This window comes from Herbaspirillum autotrophicum (assembly GCF_001189915.1).
In the GTDB taxonomy this organism is placed as follows: domain Bacteria; phylum Pseudomonadota; class Gammaproteobacteria; order Burkholderiales; family Burkholderiaceae_D; genus Herbaspirillum; species Herbaspirillum autotrophicum.
The window spans coordinates 137,905-156,638 of record NZ_LFLS01000011.1 but is presented as its reverse complement, the minus strand read 5'-3'; the positions used below and the strand labels follow the sequence as shown (position 1 = coordinate 156,638).

Below are 18,734 nucleotides of genomic sequence, written 5' to 3'. Positions count from 1 at the left end.
GCTGATCCGGGAACGCAGGCTTATATCAAGGCGATGGATAAGAAGATTATTGATGATGTCGGGATGGCTGCGACGATAACATCGCTAGCAGTACCGGGGGGAGCTATTGGTAATTCTGCTGCTGTGACAGGAACCGTGACAAACATTATTTCATCAATCGTTGATGACCCTGTTCAGGCACTTGGAAAAGAAACTTCAACACAGGCTGCGACTAGCTATTTAAAAAATGTATTAAAGATATCTTCCGCTGCGGCAACACGACTTGTTGCGTTGATTGGCCTATCGGGAGGATGGGATGCTTTTGTTTCTCGTACTAAAAGTGGAGTTGTAGATGAAGATCTCAAATTGGAGAAAAAATGAAAATATTCATTCTGATATTTCTCACCCTATTTTCTGCAGGAATGGCTGTTTTGAAGTTTTGGGGCGATTGGGGAGTTTTTTCTGCAATTTTTGGAACGCAAGTTTTAATGTTAAACACTATACGTACTTATATGTTCAGAAAAACCATGTATCTCGGTGTGATTTCTTTAACGCCTGACGCTGAGCCAGTAGATAGAAAATTCATATGTCTTGCAGCAGCAGTTTGTTATTTACTTTTGTTTTTAAAATGAGCATACCCCCCCCCCCCGGATTCCCAGTAACACTATGACAGATAAAAAATTTGAGGTTTGGCCTTCCCCCGTCGTCACGGACACTTCCGCTAGGTGCATTTTAAATTTTCAAACTGTACTGGGCTGAGATAGCCGATGGTGGAATGCCGTCGACGTGGATTGTAAAATTTTTCTATGTAGTCGAACACGTCGGCACGTAAATTTCCCCTGGCTGGAAACCTTCTCTGAGCCGCCAACTTGTCCATCTACGTTGGCTTCTCTGCACCAACGACCCAACAGATTAGCGCCAACACCAAGGTCTCGGGCGATGCCGGCCTTACTTGCGCTAGGCTGGCCTACTAGTTTGACTGCTTCGCGCTTAAACTCTTCCGAAAACAACCGTCTTTCACGTGCCATGTAATACCTCCGATAGGAACATCATCCCTATCGAAAGTGTCCGTCATGCTGGGGGAAGGCCATTCCCCCTTAGTTATTGATTTGCAATTTCTCTATCTTGTATGCTGCGCTTGAAACTTGAACCTTACTTATCTTGCTAAGTAGGATAGGGTTGAACAGTCATATCCACATTCGGCAATCGTAGTTTGCCAAATCAAAGCCGACTGCGATGCAGTGCTGATTGCCAAGAGCCATGACAGGTACTCTGCCTATTGACTTTGTGAAATTGCATTGCTTCAACCCAATGCAATATCTTCCGACGCCGCCGACCGTGTTCCCGGCAGCGCATGGTTGCTTGCGCCGTGATAAGCGAACACCACCGATGCCTTGACGGTATCGCTGTCATTTCTGCCGGCGGCATGAAACAGGCCGCTGTGAAACAGCACGACATCGCCTTGCTCCAGTTGCAGAGAAATGCCTTGTGCGAATAGCGCCTGATTGGCAGGGACTTCCGGCCGCAGGAAATCGAGTTCATCCATTTGCCCGGGCTGCATGTGCAGCTTGTGCGAGCCGGGGATGAACTTGAGGCCGCCGTTGCCGGCATGTTCCGGGCCGAGTGCCAGCCAGACTGAAATCAGGTCATTGCGTTCGAACGACCAGTAACGGATATCGCGGTGCCAGCCGGTAGCCGTGCCGAAATCGGGATGCTTGGTCATCACGCAGTTGTGATGCGCCAGCGTGGCGTGGACTGCTTCGCCAAACAATTGATGCAGGACCGCCACCAGTTGCGGCGAACTGGCCCATTGCCGGAAACTGTCGTCGCGTTGCCAGGCGGCGCGCAAGCGCCGTGCGGTGCGTCCGCCGGTGCTGTCGAGCGAGGCTGGCGCACCGGCGTAACCGACTTCAGCTTCGTACTCCAGCGGTGCGACGGCGCGCTGCAAATGATCTTGCGTGACCGCCAGCATTTGCTGGCAAGCTGCCGCCGGCAGCATGCCTTTCAACAACAAATAGCCATCATTTCTGAAGGCGTCGAGCTGGGCTTTGGAAAGCGGGGTTTCCATGGCAATCTTTCCTGACGATTATTTTTTCTTTTTCAATAACGGGATCAGATACTTGCCGGTGACGCTGGCCGGATTTTTGGCAACGTCTTCCGGGGTTCCGGTGGCGATGATCTGGCCACCGCCGGCACCGCCCTCGGGGCCCAGATCGACCAGCCAGTCGGCGGTTTTGATCACGTCCAGATTGTGTTCGATGATGACCAGCGTATTGCCCTGATCGCGCAAGCGATGAATCACCTTCAACAACAGATCGATATCGTGGAAATGCAGACCGGTGGTTGGTTCGTCCAGAATGTACAGGGTACGCCCGGTATCGCGCTTTGACAATTCCAGCGACAATTTGACGCGTTGTGCTTCACCACCCGACAAGGTGGTTGCGCTTTGACCCAGACGGATATAACCGAGGCCGACATCCAGCAGGGTTTGCAGTTTGCGCGCGATCAGCGGCACCGGTTTGAAGAATTCATGCGCCTCTTCCACCGTCATTTCCAGAATTTCAGTGATGTTCTTACCCTTGTACTGCACTTCCAGCGTTTCGCGGTTATAGCGTTTGCCGTGGCAGACATCGCACGGGACGTAGACGTCCGGCAAGAAATGCATTTCGACCTTGATCACGCCATCGCCCTGGCATGCTTCGCAGCGGCCGCCCTTGACGTTGAACGAGAAACGCCCGGCGCTGTAGCCGCGTTCCTTGGAAGTCGGTACGGTCGAGAACAGATCGCGGATCGGCGTGAACAAACCGGTATAGGTTGCCGGATTGGAACGCGGAGTACGGCCGATAGGCGCCTGGTCGACCGAGATCACCTTGTCGAAATGTTCCAGGCCACTGATGCTTTCATGGGCCGCCGGCTCGGTTTGCGAACCATACAGATGGCGTGACGCGGCCAGATACAGCGTGTCGTTGACCAGCGTCGACTTGCCCGAACCGGAAACCCCGGTGATGCAGGTCAGCAGGCCGACTGGCAACTCGAAGGTCGTACCCTTGAGATTGTTGCCGGTAGCGCCGGTGATCACCAGCTGACGCTCGGGATCGGACGGCGTGCGCTTTTTCGGTACGCTGATTTCCAGCGTGCCATTGAGATACTTGGCGGTCAGCGACTTCTTGCTTTTCAGAATGTCGGCCAGCGAACCCTGGGCAATGATTTCGCCGCCATGCACGCCGGCGCCCAGACCCATATCCACCACATAGTCGGCAGTGCGGATGGCATCTTCATCATGCTCTACTACCAGCACGCTGTTGCCGATGTCACGCAAATGCTTGAGGGTTTCGATCAGGCGATCATTGTCGCGCTGATGCAGACCGATGGACGGTTCATCCAGCACATACATGACACCGGTCAGGCCGGAGCCGATTTGCGAGGCCAGGCGAATGCGCTGGGCTTCGCCGCCAGAGAGCGTGTCGGCGCTGCGTTCCAGCGACAGATAGTCGAGACCGACATTGTTCAGGAAGGTCAGGCGCGAGACGATTTCCTTGATGATGCGGTCGGCGATTTCTTTCTTGGCACCGGTCAGCTTCAGGGTTTCAAAGAAGCGCAGGGTTTCGCGCAGCGGCGTCGCCGCCACTTCGTAAATCGCGCGCTGCTGCTTGCCGCTGCCGACCTTGACGAAGCGCGCTTCCACGCGCAGCCGTGCACCGTGGCAAGACGGACATTCTTTTTCATTGATGAACTTGGCCAGTTCTTCCTTGACCGCCATCGAATCGGTTTCGCGATACCGGCGCTGCAGATTGGTCACCACGCCTTCGAAGGTATGTTCGCGGATCACGGTGCGGCCGCGCTCATTGACATACGTGAACGGAATGGTCTGACGGCCCGAGCCGTACAGGATCACTTGCTGGGATTTTTCCGGCAATTGTTCGAACGGCATGTCGATGTCGAATTCATAGAACGCCGCCAGATTCGACAGCATCTGGAAATAGAACTGATTGCGACGGTCCCAGCCCTTGACCGCACCGCTGGCCAGCGACAGGTTGGGGAAGGCGACAATGCGCTTGGGATCGAAAAATTCGATATGGCCCAGGCCATCGCACTCCGGGCAGGCGCCCATCGGGTTGTTGAAGGAAAACAGCCGTGGTTCCAGTTCCTGCAATGAGTAACCGCAGATCGGGCAGGCGAATTTGTTGGAAAACAAATGCTCTTTGCCGGTATCCATTTCCAGTCCGATGGCGCGGCCGTCAGCCAGACGCAATGCGGTTTCAAAACTTTCCGCCAGACGTTGCTTGATATCGGCCTTGACCTTGATACGGTCGATCACGACATCGATGGTGTGCTTTTCGGTTTTCTTGAGCTTTGGCAGGTCATCGATTTCGTAGACCTTGCTGGTGCCGGTGCCGCTTTGAATGCGGAAACGCACGAAGCCCTGCGCCTGCATCTGCTCGAACAGGTCGACGTGTTCGCCCTTGCGATTGGCCACGACCGGTGCCAGGATCATCAGCTTGGTATCTTCCGGCATGGCCAGCACGGCATCGACCATTTGCGACACCGATTGCGCCGCCAGCGGATTTTCCGGATGGTCGGGGCAATATGGCGTACCGACGCGGGCATACAGCAACCGCAGGTAATCGTGGATCTCGGTGACGGTGCCGACCGTGGAACGCGGATTGTGCGAGGTCGCCTTTTGTTCGATCGAGATCGCCGGCGACAAGCCTTCGATCATGTCGACGTCGGGTTTTTCCATCAACTGCAAAAACTGGCGCGCATAAGAAGACAGCGACTCGACATAGCGCCGCTGACCTTCGGCATACAAGGTATCAAATGCCAGCGAGGATTTGCCGGAACCGGACAGGCCGGTAATGACGATCAGTTTGTTGCGCGGTAAATCAAGGTTGATATTCTTCAGATTGTGCGTGCGTGCGCCGCGAATGCGAATTTCTTCCATGGATGCCTTCAGCGTAAGTTTTCCGCCCGCCGCCGTGGCAGCGGATGAGCGGAGGATCAACCCGGTACTATATCAGGACTCGACAATTGCGACAGAAGGCAACACAGGCAAGGCAAAGCCGTGCTTACTTCGCGGTCGCAGCGGCGCGTTCGTAGAGTTTGAACAATTGCTCGGTATCACCGTCGCGCCCGCCTTGCCAGAACGGTTTCCAGTCACCGGCGGGCATACCCTGCGGGGCCGGGGTTTGTACCAGCAACCAGCGGCATTCGGTTTTCATGGCGGCGTCAATCGGCTGGTGCAGGATGCCGGTGTAATAAAACAGCATCGGCGCTTCCGATTCCCCCAGATTGACGCTGGCCAGACAATCACCCTGGTTCCAGACCGGCTTGACCTGGTCCGACAGGCGCTGATAGGTGTATTCATAGCTCTTGGCATAATCGGCCCACGGCAGCAACAAGGTATATGCCAGGCCCCACATCAGGGTAATGCCGGCAAACCAGCTGAAGGCGCCGCGCCATTGCACAAACGACTTCAGACGCGGCAGGGCCAGCAGCCAGCCGATGCTGAGGGCAATCGCAAATGCCAGCGCCAGCGGTTGCAGCGGGGTAATGAAATCAAGCGGCAGCCATTTGCCGAGGTAGCTGATCCAATGGTGATGCTCGACCGGCGCCATGGAAACGCAGTACACCGCCCACACCAGCGCCGATACGATGCCGAAGAACAGGCGCGAAAACCAGTCCCAGAGCACCATGCTCCAGTACGGCAGGCGATCAATCACGCCCGCGCCCAGCATGCACAGCGGCAAGATCAGCGGCAACAGATACAGTTGCCGAGCGGTAGCGGATGTTTGCAAAACGGAGATCGACAGCACCAGGAATATCAGCGGCAGCGACACGCGCGGCATGTTCAGGTGGCGCCAGTCGCCGCTCAGAATCGCCAGCAAGGCCAGCGGCGCACCGGGCAGGGCGAAACCGGACAAGGCGCGGAAGATCACGGTGGAGTCGTTGTCGGAGCCGAGCTTTTGCACGGAGAAACCGAGGAAGCGACCGACATTGTTGTCCCAGAACCAATCCATGAACAGCGGCATCGAGTGCTGCGCCAGCAGATAAGGCCAGATCAGGAACAGCGGCAGCGAGACCAGCACTGCCAGCAATATCATGCGCACATATGCCCACGAGCGGCATTCGCGAATGATGATGCCGGCCCAGAACGCGGTGGCCGCATAGATGATCGGCACGAACAGGCCCTTCGACATTTCGGCAATGCCGACGCCGATGCCAAACCAGATGGCGGCGGAAAGTTTCGGCGTTCTGGCCTGGGTATTCAAGACGATATGCAACAAGCCGTACATGGCGATGGTGCCACCGCACACCAGGGCGACATCGGTAAACAAATCGTGGGAATGCTTGACCATCCCGACCGAGCCGGCAAACAGCGCCAGCGTGCCCAATACCGGCAAATTCAGGAAATTGTCCTGACGCCAGGACGTTTTCGCAATCAAGGCCACGAAGAGCAAGGTCACCAGCATGAAAAATACGGTGGTGACGCGCGCACCGTCGGCGTAGCTCAGCCATGGGTGCAGCACGGTGGCGAACAAGGTGGCGGTCCAGTAATACAATGGCGGCTTTTCCATGAACGGCTGACCGGCATTGGTCGGCACCAGATAGTTGCCGGTTTCCAACATGTTGTGGATCACGCCGAAGCTATAGGTTTCGTCCTGCTTCCAAGGGCCGTGTCCGAAGATTCCCGGCAGCAGATAGGCGCAGGCGATCAGTGCCAGCAGCAACCATGCGTTGCGCGTCGACAAACCGGAACGGAATGACATCGGGGAAGAGTGCGAAGAGGTGAACATGCTGCCGACATTAAAAATAAATAACCGCGTATTGTCACACATTTGCCTTGGCGTAACGGGCCGCCCGGACTTAAAAAAACAGATATATTTTGCGCCGCGGAAACAGGGCCGGCGATCTCCCTGCAAGCCTGACGCAGACTTGGCTGAAGGCGCTTGAATATTGTCTGGATCATGCCACTGCAAGCTGAATTTTGCATGAAGAGAAATGGCCGGACAGCGGAGCGTGCGAAGCGGACGGGAAACAGATCCGACAGCGCCGGAGCCGGGCTGTTGCCATGGCCGATATTGCCGACAACCCGGAAAGCGGCTGGTGAATGCTGATAACATAGCGGGTTTGATGCTTTCCGAGCACTAGCGCGCTTGATCTAGCCTTACTCAGCCATGAACGCCACTTCCATCGATACCCCACTAAAAGCCGGCATGACCGGTGCCGAAGTTCGGGCCAGTGCCTCACTGGCATCGATTTTTGCATTGCGCATGCTGGGTCTGTTCCTGATTCTGCCGGTGTTCGCGGTGCACGCCAAAGGTTTGCCCGGCGGTGACAATGCCGCCATGGTCGGCCTGGCGATGGGTATCTACGGTCTGGCGCAGTCATTCGGACAGATTCCGTTTGGCGCTGCATCTGACAAATATGGCCGCAAGCGCATCATCGTGATCGGCCTGATCCTGTTTGCACTCGGTTCCTTCATCGCCGCCGGTGCCCACGATATCATCTGGGTCATTATCGGCCGCGCGGTGCAGGGCGCCGGTGCCATTTCCGCCGCGGTCACTGCATTCATCGCCGACTCTACGCGGGAAGAACACCGTACCAAAGCCATGGCCATGGTGGGCGGCTCCATCGGGTTGACGTTTGCGGTATCGCTGGTCGCTTCGCCGCTGTTGTATCAGGCTATTGGCATGGGCGGCATCTTTGCCCTGACCGGCATTCTGGCGCTGGCCGCGATTGCGGTGGTGGTGTGGGTCGTGCCGGAGGCACCGATGGTCAAGGCCAGGCGGGTGCCGTTGGGTGAGGTCCTGCGGCATGCCGAGCTGATGCGTCTGAATCTGGGCGTGTTCGCCTTGCACATGACGCAAATGGCGATGTTCGTGGTGTTGCCGGGGGCACTGGTGCAATACGCCGGCCTGCCGCTGCCGGAGCACTGGAAAATCTATCTGCCGGTGGTACTGGCCTCATTCGTGCTGATGCTGCCGCCCGTCTTCATCGGCGAAAAGCGCGGTGCCATGAAACAGGTATTCGTGGCCGCCATCAGTTTGTTGCTGGTTGTGCAAGTCGGTATGTGGGCGGCCTTGTCGCATCCGCTGGCGCACTGGTGGGTATTGGTCGCATTGCTGTTTGCATTCTTTGTGGCCTTCAATATTCTGGAAGCCTGCCAGCCGTCGCTGGTGTCGCGTATCGCGCCGCCGGCAGCCAAGGGCACTGCACTGGGTGTCTACAATACTTTGCAGGCGCTGGGCCTGTTCTGCGGCGGTGCACTGGGCGGCTGGCTCAAGCAGAATGTCAGCGCCTCCTCGGTCTTTGTGATGTGCGCCGCAGCCACGCTGGTCTGGCTGCTGGTGGCGGCCAACATGAAAAGCCTGCCGCGCCGTGGCACACAGGCGGCTGCTGCGGCCCAATCGTAAGCGTTACGCCCCGGTGGCCGGCAGGCGGCATTCAGTTTTTCGAAGGCCGGCCCGCATCGTAGGTATAATTGCACATCATTTTTAAGCAGCACAGTTCAAGAACTCACCGCTTTACCTCGCAGCAAGCTCAGGAAATCATGACCGGATCAGGACACTTCATGCAAGTGTTTGATTTCATTGGGGCGCGAGTGTTGCAGGGTGATGCCGGACGACACGGAACGTTGTCACCCGGCGGCAAGAACTGGCATTCGACAGAACTTCAGGAGAAATAATGGCATCGGTCAATAAAGTCATCATCGTCGGCAATCTGGGCCGCGATCCGGAAACCCGCTACATGCCTAACGGCGACGCCGTCACCAATGTCGCTGTCGCTACCACTGAAAGCTGGAAAGACAAGAACAGCGGTGAAAAGAAAGAACTCACCGAATGGCATCGGATTACCTTCTATCGCAAGCTGGCGGAAATCGCCGGTCAGTACCTGAAGAAGGGTTCCCAGGTCTACGTGGAAGGCCGCCTGCAGACACGCAAGTGGACTGACAAGGATGGTGTGGAAAAGTACACTACCGAAATCATCGCCGACACCATGCAAATGCTCGGCGGCCGTTCCGGCGGCGGTGGTGGCGGTTCGGATGATGGCGGCGGCTACGGCGGCGGTTCATCGGCCCCGGCCCGTCAAAGCTCGGGTGGCGGCAGCAGCGCCGGCAGCGCACCACGCGCACCGGCAGCAGCACGTCCGGCACCGAACTTCTCGGATATGGATGACGATATTCCATTCTAAATTTGATAAGGCATTTAGTGTAAAGATATTTGGTCAGTTGCTTTTTTCTAAATAGTTGTTTTAAAAGAAAAAAAAGAAAAATTTTTAACCCCTCTCTCTGTAAAGGAGTGAGGGGTTTTTTATTGGGCGTTTACTTTGTAATGCTAAAGTCATTGCTAGCAGGAAATGTGCAAGATAGAAATTCACACAAGGTAGCGCTTAACAAATGTCGTTTAACGTAAAAATTATTAATTATCCAAATGGGGAGCTGCAAGCAATTCAGTTGCTTAGTAAGAAACTTGTAGGATGGGCTTTTTATTTGGATCGAGATATGGTTCGATGAATAGCCATGATTACTATCGAAGTTTCGAACAACGCAAACGCTACGTCTGGGGTGAGGCTGTAAAGGTTAATGCTGCCTTTTCCTCGCGACATAGCTGGTTCCCGGTTTTGTCTGATCAGTGCCGGCTGAGATTAGAAAATATCTCAATACGATTGATATTATTGGCGTCGAAAAGGCGCCTATCGTGGTGACAATGGCGATTTGGACTGTAAAAATGGAACTCACAGGGTTCTTCCTGCATAGTTGTTCTGATTTAATTGAGTCGCGAGTATCTCAATAGCTGCGTACAGTAACAACCGCCGATTCACACCACGGTAATCATTGCCTCAGTCTTCAGGCGTCCGCTATTGGGGCGCAATATCGTTCTTCCTTAAAAGACTCGCAGGTTGAACATCGAGAGCAATAGCTATTCTTTCAATATTATAAATAGTGACGTTTTTCTCAGCACGCTCCAACATTCCGACATAGGTACGGTGGACGCCGGCAGCCTCAGCTAAAACTTCCTGTGACAGGCCGAGCGCAATTCTTCTGCGCCGAACATTTTGGGCGAAGATCTCAACTAATGGGCTATTTTTAGGCTTGACAGGCATCCATAAAGTGTCTGTCGTTGCATACTATGATTCTACATACTATGATTAGCGTTTTTATTGATTATCAATAGGGTAGGTTAATTCTGCTTTCTTGATTGCTCAACGAGTTTTTTATGTTTGTCACAGATGCTAGCTGGGAACTTAACGACGCACGACGATTGCTTTTGGCACCGTTTAGGATGTGGGATAGCGTAGCGATTACCTATTCGGAACCCTGCTACTTAGTACAGTTTCCTTACTCGGTGGGGACGGAGCGTAATGCCCTGGATCGTCAGATGATTTCTTCGATAGAGCGTTTGGTTGAGGCGACTGCTGGTTGCGGAGCGGGGCGTTGCTTGGTTTATTGCGTGGAGTCAGTCTATGAGATAGACCATTTTAAAATCAGATTAGAGGAAATTTCCGCGATCGGATGTTATAGGGATGACGACGAAGAAATGACTCATTTTTTTCAATATGATCGAGACCATCGCCCACATCCAGTGTATCGAGTTCAACCTGAACTTCCTGTGGACGCGGAAGTTCAGATTCTTGCCGATTTTGCGTCCAAGAAGCATTGTTCAGCTGAATAATGCAAACTAACTCCGGCATGAAATAGCACTGCGAGCTCATTCTTCGATTCTTATATGTGGAAAGGCAATTCCCTTTCCTGAGATTGGGGTCTCGAGACTTTTCCACGATCTCGGCCCACTCAGCAGCAGTCATAGGCCGAATCCGCTTTGAACGAGGCTCTATTTCTATTGGTCCTCGCTCGAGGCAAGGCCTTTTTCCGCCAAAGCTATTAATCTTTCGGCTGCTTCATTGATCGACATTTAGATTCTCTAGCTGGATAAAAATATGAAACAAAGCAAACCTCTTCGGAGCCAGGAAGAACAGGATTTGTTCCGATCCCAATTGCTCAAACTAGTGGAAACGATGGTGTCGCAGTCTGCACAGGGGCATACATTTGATGCCAGTTATTGGTTAAACGACTGGCTGAAATCACCAGTGCCAGCACTTGGAAATCGCTGTCCGATCGAATTTCTGGATACTGCCGAAGGAAGATATCTCGTCCGGACATTGATCACTCGAATGGACGGTGGCGCATTTTCATAGTGTTTGAATCCGGGCAATGCGCGCCATCCCTTTAACTACTATCAATACTTCGCTGCAGCTTCACGCATGCTTCGTTGATGGTCATCGTATGCACTGTCGGCGCTTGCGACTCGAGCATTTTCACAGTTGATTCCAACGGTGGTTTCTGACCATGCGGCCCGCTGAGATGGCGACATAGTACTTACCTCACCAGACTTGAGCGCAGTACATTTCTGAAGAATTGTCTTCGCTTCTTCCAGATTGCCCTTGTAATAGTCTACAGACTTCGCATTTTCCGACTTTTCGCCACAGGCCATTAAGGATAAAAAAAGCAATGTGGAAAAGAAGGACCTGTGTCCATGTTGCTTGATACTCATTAACTCCCCCTACAAAATCAGTGTTCCTTTTAATTAATAGCTAATCATAGTATGTATAACTGTAGTATGCAAATTATTGGGCGAATCATGCCGTCCAAGAAATATCTATAAACTTGCTTCGAGCAAATAGCACTGTGACGATGATTTTGCTGCCGGCCCTTTTGTTGCATCTCTTCTCTACGCTAGCCGTTGGTTTCTTTCAAGCTGAGAGCGGTCAGGAACGCAATCAACGCGGCAACGGAGACATACCAGAAGAATGCAGTCGGATAGCCTGAAGGCTTAGCCGAACAGACGCGGAGTTAAATATTTCCTTTCAATATCACAGATATTGACAAGTCGTGACAGTCCAATTATTGTTATAGGTGACAACGCTGGGAACGCCTCTCTTCGAAGCGAAACATCCTTAGCTAAAAGGCGCGCAAGCGTCTTTTTCATTTTGTGTGTTGATTTCTTGCAGAATTGACCCTCTCCAATTGATCCACATTCCATCGTCTTGCGAAGACCGCTACACAAAGCGAACCATTCCATGCAGGATTTGCGTCTTGCACATTCTCTACCACCACTCGGTGCAGCCAGTCGTCGCCGAAATCGTATTCGTAGACGAATTCGCGTATGTTCCCAGTGAGTAAGGACGATAGCTTGATTCCCTTCTCATTGATCAAAGTCATGCCGCCATACGGGTCAGGCTCTCCATACTGTTGATCGTTGATATGAAATTGATGCAAATGTGAATTAGTCCATCTCATGGTGCAGGCGACAGTAGATCTTGGATACTGAATTCGGTCTGAGCTGGACACTCAAACCAGATCAAGTTGGTCACCTGGTCCAGCAAGAAATTAATTTCGGCACAGAAAACAGTGTTACGACACCGGATGCGTAGATTTGGCAGCGTGGATGAAAGGCCCTGACAATCTAATTGCTCTATCTCGTGAAAAAATCAATCAGAGTGCATGCGTAAGTTGTTCATTTCAATTTTGCCAACATCGCGCGCCTTAGAATTCCTCCCAGGATCCGCTGCCGTCTTTTTCGGCGATGTCCTTCTGAGCGGAAGACTTCGGAAGCGCAGGCTTGGGTGCCGTGTTTTTCTGGATCGGCGCAGGCTTGGGCGTGATATCCACGGTTGTCTTGCGGATCGCGGCAGTCGGGGTCGTGGGCGCGGCGGCGTGAGCGAAGCCATTGGCGGATCCACGTTCAGGGTCAAGTTTGAACACGCTGACCGTCTTTTCGAGATGTTGCGCCTGATCCCGCAACGACTGTGCGGCGGCGGCAGCTTGTTCGACCAACGCTCCATTTTGTTGGGTGGCTTGATCCATCGAGGTAATAGCCTGGTTCACCTGCTCGATACCACTGCTTTGTTCGGCACTGGCGGAACTGATTTCACCGACGATATCGGTCACTCTGCGCACGCTGGTAACCACCTGCTCCATCGTGGCACCGGCCTGCGCGACCAGATTGCTGCCGTTCTCGACGGTGGAGACAGAGTCATCAATCAACGTCTTGATTTCCTTGGCTGCAGTCGCGCTGCGTTGCGCAAGATTGCGCACTTCGGATGCGACCACTGCAAAGCCGCGGCCCTGTTCGCCGGCACGGGCAGCTTCTACCGCCGCATTGAGTGCGAGGATGTTGGTCTGGAAGGCGATGCCGTCGATGACGCTGATGATGTCCACGATCTTGCGTGAAGAAGTATTGATCGTGTCCATGGTGGTGATTACCTGGCTGACGACATTACCCCCTTCGGTGGCCACCTCGGAAGCGGAAACCGCCAACTGATTGGCTTGACGGGCATTGTCGGCATTTTGCTTAACAGTGGAAGTCAGTTCTTCCATCGCGGACGCTGTTTCTTCCAGTGACCCTGCTTGCTGTTCGGTTCTAACGGAAAGATTCATATTGCCGGACGCAATCCCACTGGAGGCTGCAGTGATCGTGTTCACGCTAAGACGGACATCGCTGACGATGGCGACAAGACTGCTATTCATCTGATCAATGGCTTGCATCAGCTGACCTATCTCGTCTTTGGAGGTCACCCGGATATTCATCGTCAGATTGCCGTCGGCAACTGCCTTTGCGACGTTGACGGCTTCAAGAAGCGATCTCACTATTTTCCGGGACAGCATCAAGCCGGTTATTGCCACCACCAAAGCGACGATCACGCTGACGAGAACCGCGAGAATATTGGCGTTCTGCATGGTTGCTGTCGCCGTCTCAGCGCCTTGCTTGCCGAGTTTTTCGTTGTACTTTTTTTGTTCTGCGAAGGCGTTCATCATCTTGTCGACGGCGCCTTGTGACGCCAGCATCGAATTCATCGCTTCTTCTATCTTCCCGGCTGCAGCAACAGCCATGACGATTTCTCGCTGCTTTTCATAAACGGCAAACGTCTCACGGGCAGCGCGCAGCAGTTCGGCATCATTCTTGTCTGCGATATTTTCTTTTTCGTACTTGTTCAATGCCTCGATGACTTTGACGTGTGCCGCACTCATCGCCTTTTCCGTCGAGCTTCGTACCGCAGGATCGGCATCGGCAATGTACTTCCACAGCGCTACCCGAATGGAATATGCCGCGTCGGAAGCATCTTGTATCGTGAGGATGCTAGGAACCGTCTTGACGGTCGCGTAGCTGGCGGCGCGGTTGACCCGGTCGATCTGGTAGACGCTGATCCCCGTCAGAATAGCCAATCCCAGAAGCACGGAAAAAATCAGAAGGTGAAGCTTTTTTGAAATTGTCATGATCATCCCCTGTTGATTAGAAATATATTTATCGGATCATTTCTGGTCGATGACAAAGTATGTTCATCGCACGAAAGACACGGTGTTAAGCAAGGCCAAAGCTTCATCGAAGTCGAAGGTTTCAATCTTCGCCGCGACCTCGCGCAACTGAATTTCCTCGCTGCTTCCGGCAACAATGCCTTCCAGTTCGCTCAGCGAATCCAGCGAAGCTGCGTCGCTGTCGGCCAGCAGACGTTTGAGCTCATCAAGGCATTGCTGGAATCGCGGTCCGGAGATCGTAGTTGCCACCAGCGCCGCGCCAGAATCCGGAGCAGATCCGAGTTGCGTGATCCCCGCTAAAACGGTACGCAGCTTATCGTTGACGGTCGCCGACAAAGGCGCCCATGTGACATCGCCCCCCGTCTGCTGGAGGGCGGCCTCCAGGTCTGCGGCAGACTGGGCAAGCGTCATCGCGCCGATATTTCCGGCGGTACCCCGCAAGGTATGGGCGAGCCTGGTGGCGACTGTCAGATCGCCAGCCGCCAACGCATCGGCGAAGGACTGCGGGAAGCCTTGCTGCGATTCCTGAAATTTAAGCAGCATGCGACGATACAGATCCGGTTTTCCCATGCAGGTAGCCAAGCCGGCTGCCTGATCAATTCCGGCAAGCGATGGAAACTCTGCGGTCTTATTTTCTGGCCGTTTTGTTTGCGGCGTTGTCGATTGAGGAGAGGACGGACGTATCCACTTCGCCATCGTTGCGAACATGGTCGCGACATGCAGCGGCTTGGAGATATGGTCGTTCATACCGGAGTCGATTGCCTGTTCGCGGTCGCCGGCCATCGCGTTGGCGGTCATCGCAATGACGGGCAATCGGGAGTGCCGGGGCTGTTCGCGGATCTTGCGCGTCGCCGTATATCCATCCATGACAGGCATCTGGCAATCCATCAGCACGCCATCGAAGGTTTCGTCGCCGGCAAGAATATCGAGCGCTTGCTGGCCGTTTTCTGCAAGCATGAAGGAGATGCCGGCGGCCGTCAGCAACTCGCCGGCCAGCTCCTGATTCATTTCATTGTCTTCCACCAGCAGTACGTGGGCGCCGGCCAGGAGCGTGACATTGCCGGCGCTTTGATCATGCCGTTCGGTGGAGCGGGTCTCGGTCACGACCCCTTTGCCCAGCGCCTCGCCGATTGCCTCCAGCAAGGTGGACGGCGTGACCGGTTTGGTCAGCACCGACGACAGCCGAACCTGCATGCGCGCAGCTTCTTCCTGTGCCTCATCGCGGCCGAAAGCCGTGACCATGATGACCGAAGGTACCGAACGAATCTCGCCCGCGTTCATCTGGAGTACCGTTTCCACGCCATCCATTCCCGGCATTTTCCAGTCCATCAGGACAAGATCGTAAGGCAGCTCCCTGCGCTCGGCATCCTTCAAAAGATGTAGTGCCTTGCTGCCGCTGCTGGCCATGTCCACTTCCAGCCCAAAGCTGCGCGCCATGGTCGAGAGGATCTCGCGCGCGCTGGCGTTGTCATCCACCACGAGAACACGCAGACCGAGCAGCTCTTCCGCCTTGAACATGCGACGCGGCGCAGCATTGCGCTGAAGGCCGAAGCGCGCATGAAAGTGGAAAGTCGAGCCCTCTCCATGTTCGCTCTCCACCCAGATGCGGCCGTCCATCATCTCGACCAGACGCTTGGAGATGGCCAGACCCAGTCCCGTCCCACCGTATTTGCGGGTCGTCGAGCTATCGGCCTGGCTGAATGACTCGAACATGCGACTGCATTGTTCCGGGGTCATGCCGATCCCGGTATCTCGTACCCAGAAATGCAACTCCACCTCATCCGGCGTCACGGAAACTTGCTTGATGCCGACGACGATCTCGCCGTTTTCTGTGAACTTGGTTGCATTGTTCCCAAGGTTGATCAGCACCTGGCCCAGCCGCAGCGGGTCGCCGATCAGCGCAGTCGGGATGTGCGCCGGGCTGTCGAACAACAGTTCCAGGCCCTTGTCGTCGGCCTTGAGGCCGACCATGCTGGCAAAGTTGTCCATCACGTCTTCGAGCCGGAAATCGACGCGCTCCACAGTCATCTTGCCGGCTTCGATCTTTGAAAAGTCGAGAATGTCGTTGATGATTCCCAGCAGATTTTCTGCAGAACGATGGACCTTCTCGATATAGTTGCGCTGTTTCTTGTCCAGCTGCGTGGACAGCGCCAGATGGCTCATGCCGATGATGGCGTTCATCGGCGTACGGATTTCATGACTCATGTTGGCCAGGAATTCACTCTTGGCGCGGGTGGCGCCCTCGGCAATCTCCTTGGCGCGGCGGACCTCCTCTTCGGCCCGCTTGCGGTCGGTGATGTCGTAATACCATTCGACCGTAATGTCGCCGGACGCCAGCGGCACCTGGATGGCGCTCAGCAGAACCTCCACGACCGAACCGTCAGGGCGGAGGAAGTCGGCTTCAAAATTGAGAACATCGCCGGCGGAAATCGCCTGCGCGTAGCGCTGCCTGCATCCGTCATCAGCCCACAAGCCGGATGCCTTGTCCCGGGAAAACAATTCATCCGCGCTCATGCCCGTGAGGATTTCCAGCTGCCGGTTGCAATAGATCAGCGAACGGTCGTCTTGCCGTTCGATGGACATGGCCACGGGGCTGCTGTCGAGCACCCGGCGCATGCGTTTTTCACTTTCCTGAACCTTGGCCTCCATGGCGCGGCGCTCACTCGTGTCACGCACCGACGCACAAACGCACTGACCGTATTCGCCCACTGCTGGCAACGAAGCCAGACCGATTTCGACAGAGAACAGGCTGCCGTCCTTGCGAACACCCTGCAGATCCATCAGGCCTCCGCCCATCTGTCGGGTGCCCTCTTCTCTAGTGAAACCTTTACGCAGCCCGGCATGACGGGGACGAACCGAGGCCGGCACCAATTGTTCCACGGACAGGCCTAGCAGTTCGCCGGTCTCATAGCCAAACAAACCGTCAAGCTGAGTATTCGCGAGAATGATCTTGCCGTGTTCATCGACCACCAGCATGCCGTCCGGGGCCGACTCCACCACACCGCGAAACCAAGCTTCTGTCTCTTTGAGAGCGGCTTGCTGGGCTTCCAGTTCGGTCGCCTGCTCTTCCAGACGCGATGCCTGCTCCTGTGACTGCATCAGCAGATGTTGTACGGTCAGGGAGCGATCGAGTATCTCCATGCTGATGGCGAGACGCGGCAACACTTCTTCCAGCAAGGACCTGGCGCTGTCATCTGCGGTCTCGAAGCAGGCGAGTTCCAGCACGCCTGCCAGCTTGTCGCCATTAAGAATTGGTCGCACCATGATCTCGCTGTGGGCAATCTCGCCAAGCGCCGAGTGGATGTGCCAGGCGCCGTCGCCACCCTGCTGCATTGTTCTGGGCAACCGGTCTCTGGCGCATTGGCCGAGCAGGCCGACGCCCAGTTCGATTTTTCCGGCTGGCGCGTGATCGCCGCTGACGGCGTAGCCGCCCGCCAGGATCAGTACTTCGCGTGCGCTGTCCCAGCGGTAGAGCAAGCCCTGGCCGATATGCAGCAGCGGGGCCAGATGCTGGAAGAACAGTGCCGCCAGTTCTTCCGGTGAGTCCGCCTGCTGCAGTGCCGCCTGAATCATGGCTTCCTGCGACTTGATCCATCGCTGGGTTTCGAGCTGGATTGATTCGGTCTGCAAGGAAGCAATCGCACGGGCCAGATCGCCGGTCTCGTTCTGATAATCCGTATGCGGGATATCCAGGTGCAGCTTGCCGGCGGCCAGCTCTTCCACCGCGATTCTGACCCGATTGATGGGGCGCCTGATGGATCTGCTGATCAACCAGGAAAAGGCCAGCGCCAAGACCAGCCCGCCAAGTAGCAAGGCATACGTCAATACGGTGCGGGTAAAGGCGAAAGTCTGGACATTCACCGTCGTGTCGCGCACGCCAAACTCTTTGACGGTGGCAATTTCCGCCAGCAGCCTATCGGCGCTGCGGTTGACTTCCTTGAAGCTGATGCTCTCGACCAGCGATGCGGCTTCGCGTCGCATGCCTTGCTTGGAGAGATCCAACGCCTCCGACATGGTCCGCCGCATGCGGGAGAGGAGTATCTCGAACTGGTCCAGACGTTCGACATTGTCCGATTTGAACAGCGTCGGGCGGGTCGACTGAATAGCTTGCTGGACGTACTGGTATGCATCGTCCATTTCCTGCACGGCCTCGTCACGTTCTCCCACCGATTCCGCACTGACGATGCGATGGGCCGCAAGCACCATGTGTGCAAAATGGATTCTGCCCTCCTGCACCCTGGCGATGCCGATGATGCCTTCTTCCTGCAGCCGCTTCAGGTCCCTGCTCAGGTCGGCCTGCGTTTGCAGACTTTGAATGCCGAGGGCAAGGGAAAACAGCAACAGCGACACAAAACCAACCACCAGCTTATGACGAAGCGGCAAGCGCTCCAGGATCTGAAAAGCCGAACTCATGCGAGCTCCCATGTCATGCAGTCAGCGG

General features: G+C 54.9%; 14 protein-coding genes and 1 pseudogene. 5 read left to right on the top strand and 10 right to left on the bottom strand.

What is annotated here, in order from left to right:
• Both AKL27_RS28130 and AKL27_RS27700 read left to right on the top strand, forming a co-directional pair.
• The coding region (locus AKL27_RS28130; protein WP_198155941.1) for a hypothetical protein at nt 1–360 on the top strand (360 nt) is incomplete at its 5' end.
• Entirely contained in the window at nt 357–611 is a 255-nt protein-coding gene (locus AKL27_RS27700; RefSeq protein WP_157056888.1) for a hypothetical protein, read from the top strand. The genes AKL27_RS28130 and AKL27_RS27700, both read left to right, overlap by 4 nt.
• Nucleotides 612–700: 89 nt before the next feature.
• On the opposite strand, the gene AKL27_RS27135 is transcribed toward AKL27_RS27700, so the two are convergent.
• From AKL27_RS27135 to AKL27_RS11060, 5 genes and pseudogenes are all read right to left on the bottom strand, one after another.
• Nucleotides 701–847 (bottom strand): IS3 family transposase, encoded by a 147-nt coding sequence (locus tag AKL27_RS27135; RefSeq protein ID WP_408609766.1) that lies wholly within the window; start codon nt 845–847, stop codon nt 701–703.
• Nucleotides 848–863: 16 nt separating this feature from the next.
• Nucleotides 864–1,007 (bottom strand): annotated as a pseudogene (locus AKL27_RS28800) (transposase); the annotation flags it as partial.
• Between the two features lie 275 nt (nt 1,008–1,282).
• Nucleotides 1,283–2,047, bottom strand: coding sequence for a phytanoyl-CoA dioxygenase family protein (locus tag AKL27_RS11070; RefSeq protein ID WP_050462875.1), 765 nt, complete (start codon nt 2,045–2,047; stop codon nt 1,283–1,285).
• Between the two features lie 18 nt (nt 2,048–2,065).
• Nucleotides 2,066–4,921, bottom strand: coding sequence for an excinuclease ABC subunit UvrA (gene uvrA, locus AKL27_RS11065; protein ID WP_050462874.1), 2,856 nt, complete (start codon nt 4,919–4,921; stop codon nt 2,066–2,068).
• Between the two features lie 124 nt (nt 4,922–5,045).
• Nucleotides 5,046–6,773: an ArnT family glycosyltransferase gene (locus AKL27_RS11060; protein ID WP_083438985.1), complete on the bottom strand. Its 1,728-nt coding sequence runs from the start codon at nt 6,771–6,773 to the stop codon at nt 5,046–5,048.
• A 420-nt stretch (nt 6,774–7,193) separates the two neighbouring features.
• On the opposite strand from AKL27_RS11060, the gene AKL27_RS11055 reads away from it, so the two are divergent.
• Together AKL27_RS11055 and ssb are read left to right on the top strand one after the other, a co-directional pair.
• On the top strand, nt 7,194–8,393 hold the full coding sequence (locus AKL27_RS11055; protein WP_050462872.1) for an MFS transporter: 1,200 nt from the start codon (nt 7,194–7,196) through the stop codon (nt 8,391–8,393).
• A 271-nt stretch (nt 8,394–8,664) separates the two neighbouring features.
• Nucleotides 8,665–9,171 (top strand): single-stranded DNA-binding protein, encoded by a 507-nt coding sequence (gene ssb, locus AKL27_RS11050; protein WP_050462871.1) that lies wholly within the window; start codon nt 8,665–8,667, stop codon nt 9,169–9,171.
• A gap of 666 nt (nt 9,172–9,837) precedes the next feature.
• On the opposite strand, the gene AKL27_RS11045 is transcribed toward ssb, so the two are convergent.
• Complete coding sequence (locus tag AKL27_RS11045) at nt 9,838–10,083, bottom strand: helix-turn-helix domain-containing protein (RefSeq protein ID WP_050462870.1); 246 nt, start codon at nt 10,081–10,083, stop codon at nt 9,838–9,840.
• A gap of 834 nt (nt 10,084–10,917) precedes the next feature.
• Here AKL27_RS11045 and AKL27_RS27125 point away from each other — a divergent pair.
• Nucleotides 10,918–11,175, top strand: a complete 258-nt coding sequence (locus tag AKL27_RS27125) for an MbcA/ParS/Xre antitoxin family protein (RefSeq protein WP_083438983.1) — start codon at nt 10,918–10,920, stop codon at nt 11,173–11,175.
• 41 nt (nt 11,176–11,216) lie between these two features.
• Here the strand turns inward: AKL27_RS27125 and AKL27_RS27695 are convergent, their stop codons facing one another.
• The 4 genes from AKL27_RS27695 to AKL27_RS11030 form a co-directional block, all read right to left on the bottom strand.
• Nucleotides 11,217–11,531: an EexN family lipoprotein gene (locus tag AKL27_RS27695; protein ID WP_157056887.1), complete on the bottom strand. Its 315-nt coding sequence runs from the start codon at nt 11,529–11,531 to the stop codon at nt 11,217–11,219.
• A 431-nt stretch (nt 11,532–11,962) separates the two neighbouring features.
• Nucleotides 11,963–12,328, bottom strand: a complete 366-nt coding sequence (locus AKL27_RS28795) for a plasmid pRiA4b ORF-3 family protein (protein WP_408609765.1) — start codon at nt 12,326–12,328, stop codon at nt 11,963–11,965.
• A 195-nt stretch (nt 12,329–12,523) separates the two neighbouring features.
• Complete coding sequence (locus AKL27_RS11035) at nt 12,524–14,254, bottom strand: methyl-accepting chemotaxis protein (protein ID WP_050462886.1); 1,731 nt, start codon at nt 14,252–14,254, stop codon at nt 12,524–12,526.
• A 63-nt stretch (nt 14,255–14,317) separates the two neighbouring features.
• Nucleotides 14,318–18,706 (bottom strand): response regulator, encoded by a 4,389-nt coding sequence (locus AKL27_RS11030; RefSeq protein ID WP_050462868.1) that lies wholly within the window; start codon nt 18,704–18,706, stop codon nt 14,318–14,320.
• Nucleotides 18,707–18,734 lie beyond the last annotated feature (28 nt).